The organism is Micromonospora sp. DT43 (genome assembly GCF_049841645.1).
In the GTDB taxonomy this organism is placed as follows: Bacteria; Actinomycetota; Actinomycetes; order Mycobacteriales; family Micromonosporaceae; genus Micromonospora.
The window spans coordinates 88161-107250 of record NZ_JBNCKR010000020.1; the positions used below are offsets into that span (position 1 = coordinate 88161).

14 protein-coding genes and 2 pseudogenes are annotated in these 19090 nt (G+C 72.0%); 10 read left to right on the top strand and 6 right to left on the bottom strand.

Translation table 11 applies throughout. The features are described 5' to 3' along the window. Positions 1 to 72 precede the first annotated feature (72 nt). The 6 genes and pseudogenes from ACLQ26_RS31055 to valS all read left to right on the top strand — a co-directional run. Positions 73 to 1096, top strand: a pseudogene (locus tag ACLQ26_RS31055) (bifunctional transcriptional activator/DNA repair enzyme AdaA); the annotation flags it as partial. A gap of 92 nt (positions 1097 to 1188) precedes the next feature. Then, positions 1189 to 1545 (top strand): annotated as a pseudogene (locus ACLQ26_RS31060) (DNA-3-methyladenine glycosylase family protein); the annotation flags it as partial. Beyond that, entirely contained in the window at positions 1542 to 2051 is a 510-nt protein-coding gene (locus ACLQ26_RS31065; RefSeq protein ID WP_425747918.1) for a methylated-DNA--[protein]-cysteine S-methyltransferase, read from the top strand. The pseudogene ACLQ26_RS31060 and the gene ACLQ26_RS31065, both read left to right, overlap by 4 nt. Before the next feature lie 37 nt (positions 2052 to 2088). Further along, on the top strand, positions 2089 to 3969 hold the full coding sequence (locus ACLQ26_RS31070; RefSeq protein ID WP_425747919.1) for an ABC transporter ATP-binding protein: 1881 nt from the start codon (positions 2089 to 2091) through the stop codon (positions 3967 to 3969). After that, positions 3966 to 5846, top strand: a complete 1881-nt coding sequence (locus tag ACLQ26_RS31075) for an ABC transporter ATP-binding protein (RefSeq protein ID WP_425747920.1) — start codon at positions 3966 to 3968, stop codon at positions 5844 to 5846. The genes ACLQ26_RS31070 and ACLQ26_RS31075 overlap by 4 nt, the downstream gene beginning before the upstream one ends. 55 nt (positions 5847 to 5901) lie before the next feature. Continuing rightward, complete coding sequence (valS, locus tag ACLQ26_RS31080) at positions 5902 to 8466, top strand: valine--tRNA ligase (protein WP_425747921.1); 2565 nt, start codon at positions 5902 to 5904, stop codon at positions 8464 to 8466. A gap of 81 nt (positions 8467 to 8547) precedes the next feature. Here valS and ACLQ26_RS31085 read toward each other — a convergent pair whose 3' ends face one another. The 5 genes from ACLQ26_RS31085 to ACLQ26_RS31105 all read right to left on the bottom strand — a co-directional run bounded on the left by ACLQ26_RS31085 (position 8548) and on the right by ACLQ26_RS31105 (position 12721). Beyond that, complete coding sequence (locus tag ACLQ26_RS31085; RefSeq protein WP_425747922.1) at positions 8548 to 9192, bottom strand: hypothetical protein; 645 nt, start codon at positions 9190 to 9192, stop codon at positions 8548 to 8550. A gap of 93 nt (positions 9193 to 9285) precedes the next feature. Further along, positions 9286 to 9996 carry an ABC transporter permease subunit gene (locus tag ACLQ26_RS31090; RefSeq protein ID WP_393301467.1) on the bottom strand — a complete coding sequence of 237 codons (711 nt, stop codon included), beginning with the start codon at positions 9994 to 9996 and terminating at the stop codon, positions 9286 to 9288. A gap of 1 nt (position 9997) precedes the next feature. Beyond that, positions 9998 to 10909, bottom strand: a complete 912-nt coding sequence (locus ACLQ26_RS31095) for an ABC transporter ATP-binding protein (RefSeq protein WP_425747924.1) — start codon at positions 10907 to 10909, stop codon at positions 9998 to 10000. Beyond that, entirely contained in the window at positions 10909 to 11814 is a 906-nt protein-coding gene (locus ACLQ26_RS31100; protein ID WP_425747925.1) for an ABC transporter permease, read from the bottom strand. Before ACLQ26_RS31100 ends, ACLQ26_RS31095 begins: the two co-directional genes overlap by 1 nt. Beyond that, positions 11807 to 12721, bottom strand: a complete 915-nt coding sequence (locus tag ACLQ26_RS31105; protein WP_425747927.1) for an ABC transporter ATP-binding protein — start codon at positions 12719 to 12721, stop codon at positions 11807 to 11809. Before ACLQ26_RS31105 ends, ACLQ26_RS31100 begins: the two co-directional genes overlap by 8 nt. 248 nt (positions 12722 to 12969) lie before the next feature. Here ACLQ26_RS31105 and cysC point away from each other — a divergent pair, with 248 nt between their 5' ends. From cysC to galT, 3 genes are all read left to right on the top strand, one after another. Further along, positions 12970 to 14499 (top strand): adenylyl-sulfate kinase, encoded by a 1530-nt coding sequence (gene cysC / locus ACLQ26_RS31110; protein WP_425747928.1) that lies wholly within the window; start codon positions 12970 to 12972, stop codon positions 14497 to 14499. Between the two features lie 112 nt (positions 14500 to 14611). Further along, positions 14612 to 15436 carry a DeoR/GlpR family DNA-binding transcription regulator gene (locus ACLQ26_RS31115; protein WP_425747929.1) on the top strand — a complete coding sequence of 275 codons (825 nt, stop codon included), beginning with the start codon at positions 14612 to 14614 and terminating at the stop codon, positions 15434 to 15436. Next, positions 15433 to 16509 (top strand): galactose-1-phosphate uridylyltransferase, encoded by a 1077-nt coding sequence (gene galT, locus ACLQ26_RS31120; RefSeq protein ID WP_425747930.1) that lies wholly within the window; start codon positions 15433 to 15435, stop codon positions 16507 to 16509. Before ACLQ26_RS31115 ends, galT begins: the two co-directional genes overlap by 4 nt. A gap of 305 nt (positions 16510 to 16814) precedes the next feature. Here galT and ACLQ26_RS31125 read toward each other — a convergent pair whose 3' ends face one another. Beyond that, positions 16815 to 18032, bottom strand: a complete 1218-nt coding sequence (locus tag ACLQ26_RS31125; protein WP_344354626.1) for an NADP-dependent isocitrate dehydrogenase — start codon at positions 18030 to 18032, stop codon at positions 16815 to 16817. Positions 18033 to 18203: 171 nt separating this feature from the next. Here ACLQ26_RS31125 and ACLQ26_RS31130 point away from each other — a divergent pair, with 171 nt between their 5' ends. Then, positions 18204 to 18977 (top strand): MBL fold metallo-hydrolase, encoded by a 774-nt coding sequence (locus tag ACLQ26_RS31130; protein ID WP_425747933.1) that lies wholly within the window; start codon positions 18204 to 18206, stop codon positions 18975 to 18977. The last annotated feature ends 113 nt before the right edge of the window (positions 18978 to 19090 follow it).

Consider the following 19090-nt stretch of genomic DNA (forward strand, 5'->3'; position numbering starts at 1 on the left):
ACGGGCGGCCGCGCACGCCCAGGTCCGATTCCCGCCAGCCGAGGGCCCGACCAGCGGGGCACCATGGGTGACGTGGAGATGGACTTCGAACGGTGCTACCGAGCGGTGGACAGCCGTGACCAGCGGTTCGACGGCTGGTTCTACACGGGCGTGACGTCGACCGGGATCTACTGCCGGCCGTCCTGCCCGGCGACCACGCCCAAGCGGCGCAACGTCCGGTTCTTTCCGTCGGCCGCCGCCGCACAGGGCGCCGGGTTGCGCGCCTGCCGCCGCTGCCGGCCGGACGCCGCACCCGGCTCGCCGCAGTGGGACGTCCGCGCCGACGTGGTCGGCCGAGCGATGCGACTGATCGCCGACGGGGTGGTCGACCGGGACGGCGTACCGGGGCTGGCCGCCCGCCTCGGCTACACCGAACGGCACCTGCACCGGATGCTGCGCGCCGAGATGGGTGCCGGGCCGCTCGCGCTGGCCCGGGCCCAGCGGGCGCAGACCGCCCGGATCCTGATCGAGACGACAGGCCTCGGCATGGCCGAGATCGCGTTCGCCGCCGGCTTCGGCAGCGTGCGGCAGTTCAACGACACAATCCGCGAGGTGTACGCGAGCGCACCGTCGGAGCTGCGGACGGCCCGTGGTCGGCACCTGGCGGCGGTCGGGGCGGGAACGATCACGCTCCGGCTGGCGTACCGTCCGCCGCTGCACGCCCGGGCGCTCCTGGACTTCCTCGCGCTGCGCGCGCTGCCCGGGGTGGAGGAGGTGCGCGACGGGACGTACCACCGGGGGTTGCGGTTGCCACACGGCGTCGGCCAGGTGGCGCTGACCCCGGCGGACGGGCACGTGGCGGCGACGCTGCGCCTGGCCGACCTGCGCGACCTCGCGCCGGCGGTGGCCCGCTGCCGACGCCTGCTCGATCTCGACGCGGACCCGGTAGCGGTCGACGCCACGCTCGCGGCGGACCCGGCGCTGGCCCCGGTGGTGGCCGCCGAGCCCGGCATCCGCGTCCCCCGCGCGGTAGACGGCTTCGAGATGGCGGTAAGAGCCGTAATAGGCCAACAGGTCTCGGTAACGTCCGCGAGAACCACCCTGACCCGCCTCCTGACCACCCGCGTTGATCATGAAGTTATTACCACCGACGACGGCGTGTCGCGACAACAACTTCATGATCAACGGGCCGACCTGCGGGGGTTCCTCAGCCCGGAGGAGGTTCTGGGGTTGCCGGACTCCGCGTTCGGGATGCCTGGTCGGCGGCGGGAGACCATTCGGGGGCTTGCGCTCGCCGTCGTGGACGGGACGCTCGACCTGGCGCCGGGGGGTGACCGGGAGGAGACCGTACGGCGGCTGCTCGCGCTGCCCGGCATCGGTCCGTGGACCGCCAGCTACCTCGCCATGCGCGCCCTCGGCGACCCGGACGTGCTCCTCGACACCGACCTCGCGATCCGCCGTGGCGCAGCCGCGCTCGGCCTGCCCGACACGACCCTCACCGCGCACGCCGAACGGTGGCGCCCCTGGCGGTCCTACGCCACGATCAGACTCTGGAGAGCGGCATGAGCATCGACAGCACCGTACTGACCACCCCGACCGGCCCGCTGAGCATCCTCGCCGGCCCGGACGGCGAGGTTCTGGCGGCCGGTTTCACACCCGACCCGGCGGCGCTGCTGCCCCTGATCCACCCGACCCTGCGGGCGCCGCTGCGGCAACGCGCCGACCTCGGGCCGGCCACCGTGGCCGTCCGCTCCTACCTGGACGGCGACCTCACCGCCATCGACTCGGTGCCGGTACGACAGCAGACCGGCGGTGAGTTCATGGCGCACGCCTGGCAGGTGCTGCGGGAGGTTCCGGCGGGCACCCCGGTCACCTACACCGGATACGCGGCGCTGGCCGGACGGCCACCGGCGGTGCGCGCCGCGGCGGCAGCCTGTGCCCGCAACGCGGCCGCGCTGTTCGTGCCCTGCCACCGGGTGCTGCGCACCGACGGCACGCTCGGCGGGTACCGCTGGGGGCTGGACGTGAAGAAGTGGCTTCTCGGTCATGAGCGGCGGTTGACAGCAAGCTGACAGCAGCATCGACACCTATTGACGCTACCGTCGGGTAGTGCCTGTGGAGAGCGACGGCGACCGGGCCGCCCCGGTCGCCGCGGGCCGCCACCCCGTGCACAACCTCTGGCGGCTGCGCCGCTACCTGCGCCCGTACGCCGTCGAGTTCGCCTGGTTGCTTGTCGCGGGGCTCGCCGGCACGGCCGCCGGGATCGCCGTACCGCTCGTGGTGCAGCGGGTGGTGGACGGGCCGGTGGCCCGCCACGAGCCCGCCGGCCTGCTCCAGCTCGGCGGCCTGGCGCTGCTGCTCGGCGTGGTCGAGGCGGTGCTCATCTTCATCCGCCGATGGGTGCAGTCCTCCTCGTCGGTGGGCATGGAGGCGGCACTGCGCGCCGACGTCTACGCACACCTGCAACGGCTGCCGGCCAGCTTCCACGACCGCTGGCAGTCCGGCCAACTGCTCTCCCGGATCACCAGTGACCTGTCGGTGCTCCGGCGGTTCCTCTCGTTCGGCGTCTTCTTCCTGGTGCTCAACCTGACCACCTACGTGGTGGTGGTGCTGCTGCTGGTCCATCTGCACGCGGTGCTCGGGCTGCTGGTCGCGGCCAGCGCCGTGCCCCTGCTGCTGATCACCCGCCGCTTCGGCAGGCACTACCACACCGCGTCCCGCCGGATGCAGGACCAGCAGGGCGACGTGGCGACCCTGGTCGAGGAGACCGCGCAGGGCCTGCGCACCATGAAGGCGTACGGCCGGGGGCCCGAGTTGGCGGCCCGCTTCGCCGCTGGGGCGCGGACCCTGCACGACACCGCCGTGGGCAAGGGCCGACTGCTTGCCAACAGCTCGGCGCTGCTCGACCTCGTGCCCAACGTGACCCTGGGTGTGGTGCTGGTGGCTGGGGCAGCCGCCGCAGCCCAGGGCGTGCTCACCATCGGCGAACTGGTGGCGTTCGCCAGCCTCCAACTGATGCTCATCTGGCCGGTGCAGTCGCTGGGCTGGATCATCGCCAACGGCCAGGAGGCGGCCACCGCCGCGGACCGCATCCAGGAGGTGCTGGACACTCCGCCGCAGATCGTGGACGCTCCGAACGCGCGAACGCTTACCCGCGACGCGGTCAACGGCCGGCTCCGCTTCGAACTTGTCGACTTCCGTTACCCGGGGGCCAGCGCCGCCGTACTGCACGGAATCGACCTGACCATCGAGCCGGGCGAGACCCTGGCCCTGGTCGGGGCCACCGGCTGCGGCAAGAGCACACTGCTCTCCCTGGTGCCCCGGCTGCACGAGGTGACCGGCGGCCGGATCACCCTGGACGGGCACGACCTGCGCGAACTACGGCTGGCCTCGCTGCGCCGACTGGTAGGTATGGCGTTCGAGGAGCCCACGCTCTTCTCCATGTCGGTGCGGGAGAACCTCACCCTGGGCCGCCCGGACGCCGGCGACGACGAGGTAGACGCTGCCCTCGCGCTGGCCCAGGCCGATTTCGCGTACGACCTGCCGTGGGGCCTGGCGACCCGCGTGGGTGAGCAGGGGTTGTCCCTCTCCGGTGGTCAGCGGCAGCGGTTGGCGCTGGCGCGGGCGGTGCTCGGCCGCCCGGCGCTGCTGGTGCTCGACGACCCGCTCTCCGCCCTCGACGTACACACCGAGGCGCTTGTCGAGGCGGCACTGCGGCAGGTTCTGCGGGCCAGCACCGCGTTGCTGGTGGTGCACCGGCCGTCGACGATCGCGCTTGCCGACCGCGTCGCACTGCTCGACGGTGGACGGATCGCCGCGATCGGCAGGCACTCGGAACTGCTGGCCAGCGTGCCCGCCTACCGGGCGTTGCTGGCCGCCGAGCCACCACCCGCGCCGCCGGCCGGAGGCGCCGAGCCGGAACAGGGGCGCACCGGGACGGCGGGGCCGGGTGCGTCCACCCCGGACGACTGGGGGCTGGTGCGCTCATGAACTCCGCCGAGCAGGCCGACCCGCCTGGCGCAGAGGAGCCGGAGCTGACCCGCTGGCGGGGAACGGCCACCGACCCGGAGGCCGACCGGAGCCGGGCCGAGGAGACCACCCCCGAGGCGGTGGCCCGGCTACGCCGGCACAGCCGGGCCCTGCTGGCCGATCTGCTGCGCCCGCACCGGAGTCGGCTCACCGCGGCGGTCGGCCTGCTGCTGGCGCAGAACGCCGCCGCGATGGCCGGCCCGTACCTGGTCATGATCGGCATCGACCGGGCCATCGCGCCGCTACGCGCCGGGAACGCCACCCCGCTGGTCGCCGTCGCCGGGGCGTTCGCCGTGGCCGCCCTGACCGAATACGCGGCCCGCCGCGGTTTCCTCGCCCTCTCCGCCCGGATCGGCCAGGCCGTACTCCTGGATTTGCGGCAGCGGGTGTTCGGGCACTTCCTACGACTGTCGGTCAGCTTCCACGAGCGGTACACGTCCGGTCGGATGGTGTCCCGGCTCACCAGCGACCTGGACTCGATCGCCGAGCTGGTCGACGGTGGGATCGACAGCCTCGTGCTGGCCGCGCTGTCGATCCTGTCGGTGGCCGGCATTCTGCTCTGGCTGGACCTGCCGCTGGCCGCGGTGACGCTATTCGCGTTCCCGTTCCTGTTCTGGCTCTCCCGCTGGTTCGCGCGGGCGTCGGCGAGCGCGTACCGGCGGACCCGGGAGGCCGTCGCGCTTGTCATCGTGCACTTCGTCGAGTCGATGCGCGGCATCCGGGCCGTGCAGACGTTCCGCCGGGAACCCCGCAACCAGCGGATCTTCGTGACGCTCGGGGACGACTACCGGCAGAGCTCTCTGCACGCGTTCCGGCTGATCGCCACGTACTCGCCGGCGATCAAGCTGATCGGCAACGTCACGGTCGCGGTAGTGCTCTGCTACGGCGGCTGGCGGGTGCTCGGCGGGCAGACCGAGATCGGAGTGCTCGCCGCGTTCCTGCTCTACCTGCGCCGCTTCTTCGAACCGATGCAGGAGCTGAGCCAGTTCTACAACTCGTTGCAGTCGGCGACGGCGGCGCTGGAGAAGCTGGCCGGAGTGCTCGACGAGCGGCCCGCGGTGGCCGAGCCCGCCCGGCCGGTGCCGCTGCCGACCGGCCCCGGTCACGGTGAGCTGACCTTTCGGGGCGTCTCCTTCGGCTACCGCGCCGACACGCCCATCCTCGCCGAGCTGGACCTTGAGGTGCCGGCCGGGCAGACGGTGGCGCTGATCGGACCGACCGGCGCGGGCAAGTCGACGATCGCCAAGCTGGTCGCCCGGTTCCACGACCCGGACGCCGGCAGCGTCCTGCTGGACGGGATCGACCTCCGCGAGGTGGCCGACGCCGACCTGCGCCGCGCGGTCGTGCTGGTGACCCAGGAGAACCACCTGTTCAGCGGCACGGTGGCGGAGAACATCAGGTTCGGCAGGCCGGACGCCGACGACGCCGAGGTGCGCGCCGCCGCCCAGGCGATCGGCGCGGACGAGTTCATCGCGGCGCTGCCCGACGGGTACGCGACGCAGGTGCACAGGCGCGGCGGCCGGCTCTCCGCCGGGCAGCGGCAACTGGTCGCGTTCGCCCGGGCGTTCCTGGCCGACCCGACAGTGCTGATCCTCGACGAGGCGACGTCGTCACTGGACGTCCCGACGGAACGGCTGGTGCAGCGGGCGCTCGGCACCATCCTGCGGGACCGTACCGCGCTGGTGATCGCACACCGGCTGTCCACGGTGGAAACCGCCGACCGGGTGCTCGTCATCGACGGCGGGCAGGTCGTCGAGGACGGCCCACCCGCCGTGCTGGCCGCCACCGACGGTCGCTACGCGGCCCTGCACCGGCAGTGGCGCGACTCGCTCGTGTGAGCCGGCGATGCGCAACTCCGTGGCTCGACACCCTGCTGGTGCCTACGATCGGCAGATGACCGATACGGCGAGGACGGCCCGCGCCGGCGTTCCCGAGCGTCCGAGTCTGGACGGGCTCGAGGAGCGCTGGGCGCGCCGCTGGCAGGAGGACGGCACGTACGCGTTCGACCGCTCGAAGAAGCGGGGCGACGTGTACGCCATCGACACCCCGCCGCCGACCGTATCGGGCGAGCTGCACATGGGGCACGTCTTCTCGTACACGCACACCGACACCATCGCCCGCTATCAGCGGATGCGCGGCAAGGCCGTCTTCTACCCGATCGGCTGGGACGACAACGGCCTACCCACCGAGCGTCGGGTGCAGAACGTGTACGGGGTGCGCTGCGATCCGGCGCTGGCGTACGACCCGGTGTGGCGGCCCCCGGCCACCCCTGTCGACGAGGCCGCGCGCCGCGACCCCACGCCGATCTCGCGGCGCAACTTCATCGAGCTGTGTGAGCTGCTGACGGTCGCCGACGAGCAGGTCTTCGAGGCCCTCTGGCGGCGGCTCGGGCTCTCCGTGGACTGGTCGCTGACGTACACGACCATCGGCCGGGTGGCCCGCGCCACCAGTCAGCGGGCTTTCGTGCGTAACCTGCGCCGCGGTGAGGCGTACCAGGCGGAGGCGCCGACGCTGTGGGACGTCGGCTTCGCCACCGCCGTCGCCCAGGCCGAGTTGGAGGACCGGGAGCGCCCCGGCGCGTACCACCGGTTGCGGTTCGCCGGGCCGGGCGGGCGCGAGGTGCTCATCGACACCACCCGGCCGGAGTTGTTGCCGGCCTGTGTCGCGCTTGTCTGTCACCCCGACGACGAGCGGTACGCCGACCTGGTGGGCACGACTGTGCGCAGCCCGCTGTTCGACGTCGAGGTGCCGGTGCGCGCCCATCCGCTCGCCGAGCCGGGCAAGGGCACCGGCGTCGCGATGGTCTGCACGTTCGGTGACCTGAGCGACGTGACCTGGTGGCGGGATCTCGAACTCGACACGCGGGTGGTCGTCGGCCGCGACGGCCGGCTGCTGCCCGAGCCGCCGGCCGGGGTGCCGGCCGCGCCGTACGCGGCGCTGGCCGGGCAGACCGTCAACGGCGCCCGTCGGGAGATCGTCGGGATGCTCGCCGACGCGGGTGACCTGATCGGTGAGCCACGCCCGATCACCCATCCGGTGAAGTTCTACGAACGCGGCGACCGGCCATTGGAGATCGTCTCGACCCGCCAGTGGTATCTGCGCAATGGCGGGCGGGACGCCGACCTGCGGGCGACGCTGCTGGCCCGGGGCGCGGAGCTGCACTGGGTGCCGGCGCACATGAAGCACCGCTACGACAACTGGGTGGGCGGCCTGACCGGCGACTGGCTGGTCAGTCGGCAGCGCTTCTTCGGGGTGCCGGTGCCTGTGTGGTACCGGCTCGACGACGCTGGCGAACCGGACTGGTCCCACCCTCTCACGCCCGACGAGTCCGCGCTGCCGGTCGATCCATCAAGCGAGCCAGCGCCCGGTTTCGACGAGTCGCAGCGCGGTCGACCGGGCGGTTTCCTCGGTGACCCGGACGTGCTTGACACCTGGGCCACCTCGTCGCTGACCCCGCAGATCGTCGGCGGCTGGGAGACCGACCCGGACCTGTTCGCGAAGGTCTTCCCGATGGACCTGCGCCCGCAGGGGCAGGAGATCATCCGGACCTGGCTGTTCGACACAGTGGTCCGGTCGCACTTCGAGCACGGGGTGCTGCCCTGGCGGGACACCGTGCTCTCGGGTTGGATCCTCGACCCGGACCACAAGAAGATGTCCAAGGCCAAGGGCAACGTGGTCACCCCGCTGGCCCTGTTGGAGCAGCACGGCTCGGACGCGGTGCGCTACTGGGCGGCAAGTGGCAAGCCCGGCATGGACCTGGCCTTCGACCCGGCGCAGATCAAGGTCGGTCGGCGGCTGGCCACCAAGCTGCTCAACGCGACGAAGTTCGCCCTCGGCCTGGGCGCCGGGGACGCGTTGCGCGCGGTGGCGACCGTCCCGCTGGACCGGGCCATGCTCGCCGAGCTGGGCACCGTGGTCAGCGCCGCGAGTACCGCCTTCGACTCCTACGACCACACGGCCGCGTTGCAGGCCACCGAGGCGTTCTTCTGGCGCTTCTGCGACGACTACATCGAGTTGGTCAAGGAACGTGCGTACGGCACCGGAGCGGCGGCCGACTCGGCGCGTGCGGCGCTGGCCAGCGCGCTTTCGGTGCAGCTGCGGCTGTTCGCCCCGGTGTTGCCGTACGTCACGGAGGAGATCTGGTCGTGGTGGCGGTACGGGTCGGTGCACAGCGCGCCCTGGCCCACCACCTACGAGGTGGCCCGGACGATCGAGGGGACGGGCGAGCCGGCGCTGCTGCGGCTCGCGGGTGACGCGTTGGGCCAGGTGCGGCGGGCCAAGTCGGAGCGGAAGCTGTCCATGAAGGCGGACGTGCCGCTGGCCGAGGCGCTGGGCCCGGCGGCGCTGCTGGAGCAGCTCACCCTTGTCGCCGACGATCTGCGCGCGGCCGGCCGGATCGGCAAGCTCGACCTGCTCCCGGACCGCACCCCGGAACTCGTCATCGCCTGCGCCTTCTGACCGGCGCCCGCCGCCCGTGCGGCCGCGGGCGCGACGGGTGCGCCGCCGCCCACCCCCCGGGGGCGGCGGCGGACCCGTCGTTCACCAGCCGCGCAGGAAGCGCAGGCCGAGCAGGATGGCCGCCACGGCCGGGCCGACCAGCAGGGTGATCGCCTGGAGCCGGTACGGCATCCGGTGCCGGGTCAGCTCGCCCGCGTTGCCCAGCACGATCGCGCCGGCCAGCATCAGGAACACCCCCCACCAGCCCGTCTCCAGGTGGATCAGACGGATGTGGATCAGTTGCAGGGTCGCGCCGAGCAGCGCGCCGGTGAGCGCGAGCAGCGCCACCGCGCGGTGCAGGCCACGGGCCAGCGGGTGGGCGGCCCGCCACCCGTACGTGCCGGCGACCGCCAGGCAGGGCAGCGCCACGAGCAGCGGCCAGCCCTTCCCCATCGCCCCGAACATCAGCAGCGCACCCACCACGAACACAAGCGTGCCGACGCAGGCGACGACGTACCCGGCGAAGGCCCGACCGCCGCCGCGGGCCAGCAACGGCCCGCCGCTGGCCGCGATCAACGCGGCCGGGATCAGGATGAAACCGGCCCACCAGTGGAACCGGCCACTGCCCTGGGCGGCCGTCGCGACAGTCGCGCACGCCAGCCCGGCGGCCGCCAGGCTCGTGAGCCACGGCCGGCTACTCCGGGAGTACGGCTCAGCCAACGACGTCCACTCCGCTTCGACACTCACAGCCACGAGCGTGTCCCCTGGCACCCCGTCCGGTCCATCCGGCCAGCCCTACCCGTCGCCGGAGGCTGGCCGGACCCCTACCCCGCACCGGCGTCAGCTCGTCTCGCCGGCCACGCTGAACGAGCGCAGACGATCGATCGCCAGCACGGTGAAGCCGACACTGATCAGCACTGTCATCACGGACGCCACCGGCACCGAAACGGTGGTCTCCAGCAGCCCGCTGGGGGCGAGCCGGTCGGCGAGGGCGATCACGTACTGCTGGATGGAGAGCACCTTCGTGCCGCTGACGAAGTTGCCCAGCAGCCCCTCCCAGATCAGCACGTAGACCAGGCCGAGCAGTACCGGCCGCCGGGTGACCAGGCTGAGCGCGAGGAACAGCGCCGAGTACGCCAGCGCGCCGAGCGCCGCCGCGAACGCCAGCGCCAGACCGAGGCGTACCGAATCGGCAAGCACGCCCGCGACGTAGAGCGGCACCGCGACGGTTGCCGCGGTGACCCCGGCGGCGACCGCGAGCTTCGGCAGGATGATCTGCCAGCGCGGCAGCGGCTTGGTCAGGATGTGCACCACCGTGCCGTCGTCGATCTCCGCGCCCAGCACGCCGGTGCCGATGATCAACGCCACCACCGGCAGCACCACCGCCAGGCCGAGGCCGACAAGCACCGGCGGCCCCCACTGGCCCGGGTCCACGTCCAGCGACCGGCAGAGGATGGCAAGCCCGAGCAGAACCAACGGCAGCGGAAGCAGCAGCAGGAACCGGCGCCGGCCGAACAGCCCGCGCGCGGTGATCCAGGTAATGGTCGACATCTCAGGCCTCCACCAGGTAGGAGAAGACGCTCTCCAGGGACTCGTCGGACGGCACCAACTGACGCACCCGGATGCCCTGGCTCAGGGCAATCCGGGGCAGCGCCCGGGTGAAGGCGCCGTAGTCGCCGGCGCGCACGGTCAGGCCGGTGCGGTCCAGCTCGACGCCGCTCACCGACGCCTCGGCGATCAGGGCGACGGCAAGCGCCCGGTCATCGGTGGAGCGCACCGCGAAGACGTGCGGACGGTTGGTCATCAGCCGGCGGATGGTCCGGAAGTCACCGGAGGCCGCCAGTCGACCGGCCACCATCACCTGCACCGTGCCGGAGACCTGCTCGACCTCCTCCAGGATGTGCGAGCTGAACAGGATCGTCCGGCCGTCGTCGCCGAGGGAGTGCAGCAGATCCATCATGTGCAGCCGCTGACGCGGGTCCATGCCGTTGAACGGCTCGTCGAGCAACAGCACCTGCGGGTCGTGCACAAGCGCTGCCGCGACCCGGGCGCGCTGACGCATGCCCTTGGAGTACGTGCCGATCCGGCGGTCCTGCGCCGACTCCAACTCCACCAGGTCGATGGCCCGTCGGGCCGCCGCCGCCGGGTCGGCCAGCCGGTGCAGCTTCGCGCTGGCGAGCACGAACTCGTACGCGGTGAGGAAACCCTGCACCGCCTCCCGCTCGCTGACCAGCCCCAGCCGGCGGTAGACGTCGGGGTTGCGCCAGGTCGGCTCGTCGTCGAGGGTCACCGTGCCGCGCGACGGGGCGAGGAACCCGGCCATCATGTGCAGCAGCGTGGTCTTGCCGGCGCCGTTCGGGCCGAGCAGACCTGTCACGCCCGACCCGAGGGCCATGCTGATGTCGTTGACGGCCACCACGTTGCCGTACCACCGGGACACCCCGGTCAGGCTCAGCGTGCTCATCAGGAGGCGACCTTCCGGTAGCGGGCCAGCAGGAGGGCGGTCGCGCCGGCGACCAGCAGCACCGCGACCAGGGCGTAGACCGGGCCGAACCCGCCGATCATCATCTCGCCCGGATCGCCCTCGACAAGCAGGTCACCGAGCGACCAGATGCCCACTCCCTGCACCAGCGTGCTGGGCGAGGCCAATCCGGCCAGCTGGTTGGCCGTATGCGACGGCAGGATGCTCAGCACCCCGACGATCGGCGTCGTCATCAGGAAGACCGCGACCACGCCGCCGGCGGCGAACGCGCGCTTGCCGGTCAGCGACGCGATGAGCAGCCCCACCGAGGCGAAGACCACCGCCCACAGCCCGGCGTAGAGCAGACCGGGAAGCAGGTCGAGCAGCTCGTTCCAGACCCCGTGCAGGCCGTCCTTGGTGGTGAACGCGGCGCCCAGGAACATCACCAACTGCGGCCCACCGAGCAGCAGCCAGAGGCCGGTGACCAGCGCCAGCAACTTGGCGAGCGCGTAGTCGGAGCGGGGCAGCGGTCGGGAGAAGTACAGCGGCAGCACACCGCTGCGCAGGTCCCGGGAGACCAGCTCCGGCGCGGCCACCGCGACGAAGAACAGCACCAGCCAGCTCATCGCGTCGGCGAACTGGGCGTACGTGGCGACCGGCTCGCCGAGCTGGCTGCGTACCGCCGCCAGGGCCGCCGCGACCAGGGTGACGATGCCGACCACCAGCCACGGGAAGATCTTGGCCTTGGCGCTGCGCCCGAATCCGAAGATCGTGCGCAGCCCGTGCAGGTAGAGCGCGCCGAAGACGTGCCGGCGACCCAACCGTGGGCCCTCGTAGCGCTGGTAGCCGATGTCGTGGATGACGCCTGTCGGCGTGGGCCGCACGGCGGCGGATGACAGCTCAGGCATGGGTGAGCTCCCTCGTGGCGAAGAGTTCGGCCACCCGGTGCCGGCGCTGGTCCAGCCGGTGCAGAGGCAGGTCCAGTTCGGCGACCGCGCCGAGGATCAGGTCGTAGGTGCTGTCGTCGGCGAGCGGTACGAGGAGCAGCCGCCCGTCCCGCGCCACCGGCAGGTTCAGCTCTGCGAGCCGGGCGGCCAGCTCTTCGGTGCCCTCGCTGACCTCGACGGCCAGCACGTCGGTGGCCGAGGTCATCGCGGAGATGTGGTCGGCGCGCAGCAGTTTGCCGCCGTCGATGGCGATAAGCGTGTCGCAGATCCGCTCGACCTCGCCCAGCAGGTGTGAGCACACCAGCACAGAGATGCCGAACTCGGTGCCGATCCGGTGCACCAGCGCCAGCATGGCGTCGCGGCCGGCCGGGTCCAGTCCGTTGGTCGGCTCGTCGAGCAACAGCAGGTCGGGGTCGTGCACCAGCGCCTGGGCCAGCTTGACCCGCTGCTTCATGCCTGTGGAGTAGCCGCCGACCGGGCGGTAGCGCTCCTCGTAGAGCCCGACGTGACGCAGCGCCTCCGAGGCGCGCTCACGGGCCGCCGTGCGCGGCAGACCACTCATCCGACCGAGGTGGGTGACCAGCTCGGCGGCGGACAGGTCCGGTGGGAGGCAGTCGTGCTCGGGCATGTAACCGACGCGCGCACGGACCGCTGCCGGTTCGGCGGTCGGGTCGATGCCGAGCACCGAGACCTGGCCACTTGTCGGGGGGATCAGGCCGAGCAGGATCTTGATCAAGGTGGATTTGCCGGCGCCGTTCGCGCCCACCAGGCCGATGATCCCGGGCTCGACGGCGACGGTGAGGTCGGTGAGCGCGGTGACTCGACCTCCGTACGTCTTGGTGAGCGACTGGGTCGCGATCAGTGTCACGACGCCAGCGTAGGGAGTCGATGCCCAGTGGCGACACCGGCGCGCCCCCGGCGCTCCCCTGATCCTCGCGGCGATCCACCCCTAGGGTCCACCGACGGCAACGACGAACGTTTGCGCCGGTCGCGCGCTCGGCCAGACTCCGCCGCCGGTTCCGGCGCCGACCGGCCGCGCGAGTCGTGGAGTGGCGGCCTCGACCGATCGGCGGTCGGCTGCGAAACTGTGTGCCGGTCAGCGAGTGGGGGGCGTGGATGAGCAACGGCTGGGTGCTGCCCGACGAGGTGCTCCGGGACGCGCCGGCGTACACGCCGCGTCCCGGTGAGCTCGCGGATCTGGAGCTGCTGCTGACCGGCGCGTACGCCCCCCTGACCGGCTTCATGACCCGCGCCGACCTGGTGTCGGTGAGCCGACGTGGCCGACTGGCCGACGGCACGCCGTGGCAGGTTCCGGTGACCCTGCAGGTGCCGGCCACGCTGGCCCAGGGCTTCGACCCGCGCGATGAGGCCCGCCGGGCGCTGGTGCTGACCGACGGCGAGGGCGCGCCGGCCGCCGCCCTGGACGTCGCGGACGTCTGGCCGGTACGCGAGGGCGTGGCGGGTCTGGGCGGTCAACTCCGTCGGCTCGGCGACGGCGGTCACGGCCCCTTCCAGCGGTTGCGTCGCAGCCCGGAGGAGGTCCGCGCGCTGCTGCCCCCGGGTCGGGTGCTCGGGGTCATCGCCGATCGTCCACTGCACCGGCCGCAGCTCGCCCAGATCGCGCACGCCGCCCGCACCCTGGCCGCGCACCTGCTGGTGATGATCCCGGTCGGCGAGGGCGGTGTCGGCGGGCTCGCGCCGGAGGCGCTGGTGCGTACGATCTTCGCCGCCCGCGACCGGATGCCCCCGGCCACCCTGGTGGCCGTGCCGCTGTCGCATCGCCGGGAGGAGATCAGCGACGCCCTGCTGCGTGCGCGCGTCTCCGCCGCGTACGGGGTCACCCACCTGCTCTCCACGGGGGAGATGCTCTCCGGCGCCGGGTTACGGGTGCTGGTGCCGCGCGAGTTGGCGTACGACAACCGGGACGGGCAGTGGCGCTGGCGGGAGGACATCCCGCCGCGTAACCGCCGCCTCGCCCTCACCCAGGACGAGATCGACGACCTGCTCGACAGGGGTTTCCCGCTGCCGGAGTGGCACACCCCTCCGGCGGTGGCGAAGGAGTTGGCCCGGGCCCGGCCGCCACGCCGGCATCGAGGGCTGGTGGTCTTCCTGACCGGCCTCTCCGGCTCCGGCAAGTCCACAATCGCCCGCGGGCTGGCCGACACGCTGCGGGAGAGCGGCGACCGGACGGTGACCCTGCTCGACGGGGACGTGGTACGCCGGGAGCTCTCCGCCGGGCTGGGCTTCAGCAAGGCCGACCGGGACCTCAACGTCCGGCGGATCGGCTGGGTGGCGGCCGAGATCGCCCGGCACCACGGGGTGGGCATCTGCTGCCCGATCGCCCCGTACGCGGCGGCCCGCGCGACGGCACGGGAGATGGCCCTGGCCGCCGGGGCGGGTTTCGTGCTGGTGCACGTGGCGACGCCGCTGGAGGTGTGCGAACAGCGGGACCGCAAGGGCCTGTACGCGCGGGCTCGCGCCGGCCTGCTCACCGGCATGACCGGTATCGACGACCCGTACGAGGAGCCGACGGACGCGGACCTGGTGCTCGACACCACCGATCTGAGCGTCGCCGACGCGGTACAGGCCGTGCTGCACCACCTCACCGAGAGCGGGTGGGTGGAGTTGAAGATTCAGTCGGCCTGAGGCGTCGCCCCACCCCTTTCCTTCCGCCGGTTCCGGGCACGCGCTAGTGTTCATCTTTGTTGGAACACGTTCGACCGCGTGAGAGTACGTGGAACCCGGGGAGGCACGGCGGATGCTCGCTCAGCAGCGGCAGTCGGCCATCCTGGATCGGGTCCGGGTCTCCGGTGGCGTTCGGGTGACCGACCTCGCGACCGAGTTCGGCGTCTCCGACATGACCATCCGGCGCGACCTGGAGGCCCTCCACGAGCGCGGCCTGCTGGCCAAGGTGCACGGCGGCGCCACAGCGGCCGGCCCCAGCTCGACCGACGAGCCGGGCTTCCACGCCAAGTCGGTCCGCCAACTGCCGGAGAAGGCAGCCATCGCGGACCGGGCGGCGCAGCTCGTCCGGCCCGGTTCGGCGGTCGCCCTCTCTGCCGGCACCACCACCGCCGAACTGGCCCGACGGCTGGTGGACGTCCCCGGCCTGACAGTGGTGACCAACTCGCTGCCGGTGGCCGAGATCCTGCACGGCGGAGGCCGGCCCGACCAGACTGTGGTGCTCACCGGCGGCGTGCGGACGCCGTCCGACGCGCTGGTCGGCCCGCTCGCGGTCGGCGCCGTCCGGCGGCTGCACCTGGACCTGCTCTTCCTCGGCGTCCACGGCATCACCGAGCGGGCCGGCTTCACCACCCCGAACCTCATGGAGGCGGAGATCGACCGGGCGCTGGTGGCCGCGGCGGACCGGCTGGTGGTGCTCGCCGACCACACGAAGTGGGGCACGGTGGGCATCTCCTCGATCGTCGAGCTGGCGGCGGCACACGTACTGGTCAGCGACGAGGCGTTGCCACCGCCCGCACGACGGGTACTCGGCGAACAGGTGGGCGAATTGATCATGGCAAAGGCAACAGGGGCGGGCCGCGCGACGCGCACGCCGACGAGTGAGGGGACGGCGAAGTGAAGCGCACCGCGATCGACCTGGCCGACGGCCGGGAGCTGATCTACTTCGACGAGAACGACGACGCCGTCCGTGACCAGCCGGACCGCAGGGACCTGCCGCCACCGCCGCCCGCGTCGCAACTGCGCTACGACCCGCTTACCGACGAGTGGGTGGCAGTGGCCGTGCATCGGCAGACCCGCACCTTCCTTCCACCCGCGAACGAGTGCCCGCTCGACCCGTCGCAGGGCGACCGACTGACCGAGATCCCCGCTCCGGACTACGACGTGGTGGTCTTCGAGAACCGGTTCCCGTCGCTGAGCGGCCGTGTCGCCGACGAGCCCGGGGAGATCACCCCGTTCACGCCGGTTCGGCCGGGCGTGGGCCGGTGCGAGGTGGTCTGCTTCACCTCCGACCACAACGCCTCCTTCGCCAGCCTCCCGCCCCGTCGCGTCCGCACCGTGTTGGACGCACTCGCCGACCGGACCGAGGTGCTCGGCGAGCTGCCCGGCGTCGAGCAGGTGTTCTGCTTCGAGAACCGGGGCGTCGAGATCGGTGTCACGCTGCACCACCCGCACGGGCAGATCTACGCGTACCCCTTCGTGACGCCGCGCACCCGGGCGCTGCTGGCCGCGGCGCGCCGGCACGCCGAGCGGACCGGCGGGGGCAACCTGTACGCGGACGTGCTGGCCGCCGAGCGCGCGACCGGCGACCGGGTGGTCACCGAGAACGACCACTGGACGGCGTTCGTGCCGGCGGCGGCCCGCTGGCCGTTCGAGGTGCATGTCGCGCCGCGCCGCGTGGTGCCGGACATCCCGGCGCTCACCGACAGCGAGCGGGACGCCTTCGCACCGCTCTACCTGGACCTGCTGCGCCGATTCGACGGACTGTTCGACATGCCGATGCCCTACATCGCGGCGTGGCACCAGGCGCCGGTGCGGATCGACCGCGAGCTGGGCCACCTGCACCTTCAGCTGTTCAGCATCCGGCGGGCCAAGGACAAGTTGAAGTACCTGGCCGGCTCCGAGTCGGGGATGGGCGTCTTCATCAACGACATCTCTCCCGAGCGCGCCGCCGAACTGCTCCGCGCCGCCTGAACGGCTCTTCGCCGCGCGTCCTCAACGTGGGCGCGGGCCGGGCGGGAACAGGGCGCGGGGGGCCCGGGACAGGGCCCCCCGCAGGGAAGGGACGGCTGGCTGTGCTCGACACAGCCGGGAAGGCTGCCTGATCGGCACGCACGCCGCGGTCGACCGCGGTCAACCTTCCGTGGACGCGACTGGCATCTCGTCCACCCTGGTCAACGAGGCGCGCTGGGCCCGGTGACGCCGCAGACGTGTCACCCGGCGGACACGCCGGAGCCCGCCGGCGGGTGCCGACGGGCTCCGGTGCTGGTGCTGTCGGATCAGGCGGCGAGCCTGCGGGCGAGGTTCTCGTCGAGCGCGTTCATGAACTCGTCGGTGGTCAGCCACGGGGCGTCGCGCGAGATGAGCAGCGCGAGGTCCTTGGTCATCTGGCCGCCCTCGACGGTGTCGACGATTACCTGCTCCAGGGTGTTGGCGAACTCGGTCACCGCCGGCGTGCCGTCCAGCTTGCCCCGGTGGGCCAGGCCACGGGTCCAGGCGTAGATCGACGCGATCGGGTTGGTCGAGGTCTTCTCGCCCTTCTGGTACTGCCGGTAGTGCCGGGTGACAGTGCCGTGCGCGGCCTCGGCCTCGACGGTACGGCCGTCCGGGGAGAGCAGGACCGAGGTCATCAGACCCAGCGAGCCGAAGCCCTGCGCGACGGTGTCGGACTGCACGTCACCGTCGTAGTTCTTGCAGGCCCAGACGTAGCCGCCCTCCCACTTGAGCGCGGCGGCGACCATGTCGTCGATGAGCCGGTGCTCGTAGGTGATGCCGGCGGCGTCGAACTCGGCCTTGAACTCGGTCTCGAACACCTCGGCGAAGATGTCCTTGAACCGGCCGTCGTACGCCTTGAGGATGGTGTTCTTGGTGGACAGGTAGACCGGGTAGTTGCGGTCCAGCCCGTACCGGAACGACGCCCGGGCGAAGTCGCGGATCGAGTCGTCGAAGTTGTACATGCCCATGGCGATGCCGCCGCCGGGGAAGTTGGCGACCTCCATCTCCATCGGCGCCCCGCCGTCGGCCGGGGTGTAGGTGATGGTCACCGTGCCCGGGCCGGGGACGACGAAGTCGGTGGCCTTGTACTGGTCACCGTGGGCGTGCCGGCCGATGATGATCGGCTTGGTCCAGCCGGGGACCAGCCGCGGCACGTTGGACATGATGATCGGCTCGCGGAAGACGACGCCGCCGAGGATGTTGCGGATGGTGCCGTTGGGCGACCGCCACATCTTCTTCAGGCCGAACTCCTCCACCCGGGCCTCGTCCGGGGTGATGGTGGCGCACTTGACGCCGACGCCGTGCTCCTTGATGGCGTTGGCGGCGTCGATGGTGACCTGGTCGTCGGTCTCGTCGCGGTACTGGATCGACAGGTCGTAGTAGTGCAGGTCGACGTCGAGGTAGGGCAGGATCAGCTGCTCGCGGATCTGCTTCCAGATGATCCGGGTCATCTCGTCGCCGTCGAGCTCCACGACCGGGTTGTTTACCTTGATCTTCGCCATCGGCCGGCGCTCCTCTCGGGGGACACGTGCTCAAGCAGTACGAGCGTACTGCAATTGGGCCGGCAGCCCCCAGCCGGCCTCGACCGACCGGCGGAAACCGGGCTGCGCGGAACAGGAATGCCCTGGAATCATGGCCCGATGCCACCGAGCCGCACCCTCGGGTCTATCACGGTGACCGCCCTCACGGACGCCGAGGGTGTCTTCTTCCAACCCCGCGCGGAGGCATTTCCGCAGGCCACGGCCGCCCAGTGGCAGGAGGCCGACCGCCGCGACCCCGCCTCGGTCACCGCCGACGGGCGGTGGTGGCTGCCGTTTCGCAGTTTCGCGATCCGCTCCGGCGACGGACCGGTCACCCTTGTCGACGCGGGGGTCGGCCCGGCCGACTCCCCGGCCGCGAGCTGGGCACCGGTGCCCGGCCGTCTGCCCGCCGAGCTGGCCGCCGCCGGCATCGACCCGGCCGACGTCGACACCGTCGTGCTGACCCACCTGCACAGCGACCACATCGGCTGGGCGGTCACCGGCACGCCGGGCCGGCCGTACTTCCCGAACGCGAGTTACCTGCTCCAGCGCACCGAGCTGGTGGCTGCCGAGGTGATCAACCCGGGGCTGCCGGCCGGTCTGATCGCGCCGTTGCGCGCCGCCGGCCAGCTCCGGGTGGTCGACGGCGAGACAACCCTGACCCCTGCGGTACGACTGCTGCCCACTCCCGGGCACACCCCCGGCCACCAGTCGGTGCTGCTGACCGCGGCCGACGAGCGGATGCTGCTCACCGGCGACCTCCTGGTGCACCTGGTGCAACTGATCGACCCCACCCTGGCGTACGCCCACGAGGAAGACCAGGACGCAGCCCGCGCCTCCCGCGTGACCGCCCTACAAACCCACAACCCCACCGTCCTGGCAACTCCCCACCTCTCCACCCCCTTCACCCCCTTCACCCCCCTGTGAGCGAGTTGATCATGGGGTTAACGGGGCTGTTGATCTCTTGGGGTCAAGGGGTGAGTGCAATCGTTAGGCGGCGATGAGGTGGTCCAGGCGTTCGGCTGGGGTTGCCCAGTCGA

Bases quoted from the DNA above. Each gene is read 5' to 3' on its own strand.
- ACLQ26_RS31065 (WP_425747918.1), top strand. From the start codon at position 1,542: ATGAGCATCGACAGCACCGTACTGACCACCCCGACCGGCCCGCTGAGC.
- valS (WP_425747921.1), top strand. From the start codon at position 5,902: ATGACCGATACGGCGAGGACGGCCCGCGCCGGCGTTCCCGAGCGTCCG.
- ACLQ26_RS31090 (WP_393301467.1), bottom strand. From the start codon at position 9,996: ATGTCGACCATTACCTGGATCACCGCGCGCGGGCTGTTCGGCCGGCGC.
- ACLQ26_RS31100 (WP_425747925.1), bottom strand. From the start codon at position 11,814: ATGCCTGAGCTGTCATCCGCCGCCGTGCGGCCCACGCCGACAGGCGTC.
- ACLQ26_RS31115 (WP_425747929.1), top strand. From the start codon at position 14,612: ATGCTCGCTCAGCAGCGGCAGTCGGCCATCCTGGATCGGGTCCGGGTC.
- ACLQ26_RS31125 (WP_344354626.1), bottom strand. From the start codon at position 18,032: ATGGCGAAGATCAAGGTAAACAACCCGGTCGTGGAGCTCGACGGCGAC.
- ACLQ26_RS31095 (WP_425747924.1), bottom strand. From the start codon at position 10,909: ATGAGCACGCTGAGCCTGACCGGGGTGTCCCGGTGGTACGGCAACGTG.
- cysC (WP_425747928.1), top strand. From the start codon at position 12,970: ATGAGCAACGGCTGGGTGCTGCCCGACGAGGTGCTCCGGGACGCGCCG.
- ACLQ26_RS31075 (WP_425747920.1), top strand. From the start codon at position 3,966: ATGAACTCCGCCGAGCAGGCCGACCCGCCTGGCGCAGAGGAGCCGGAG.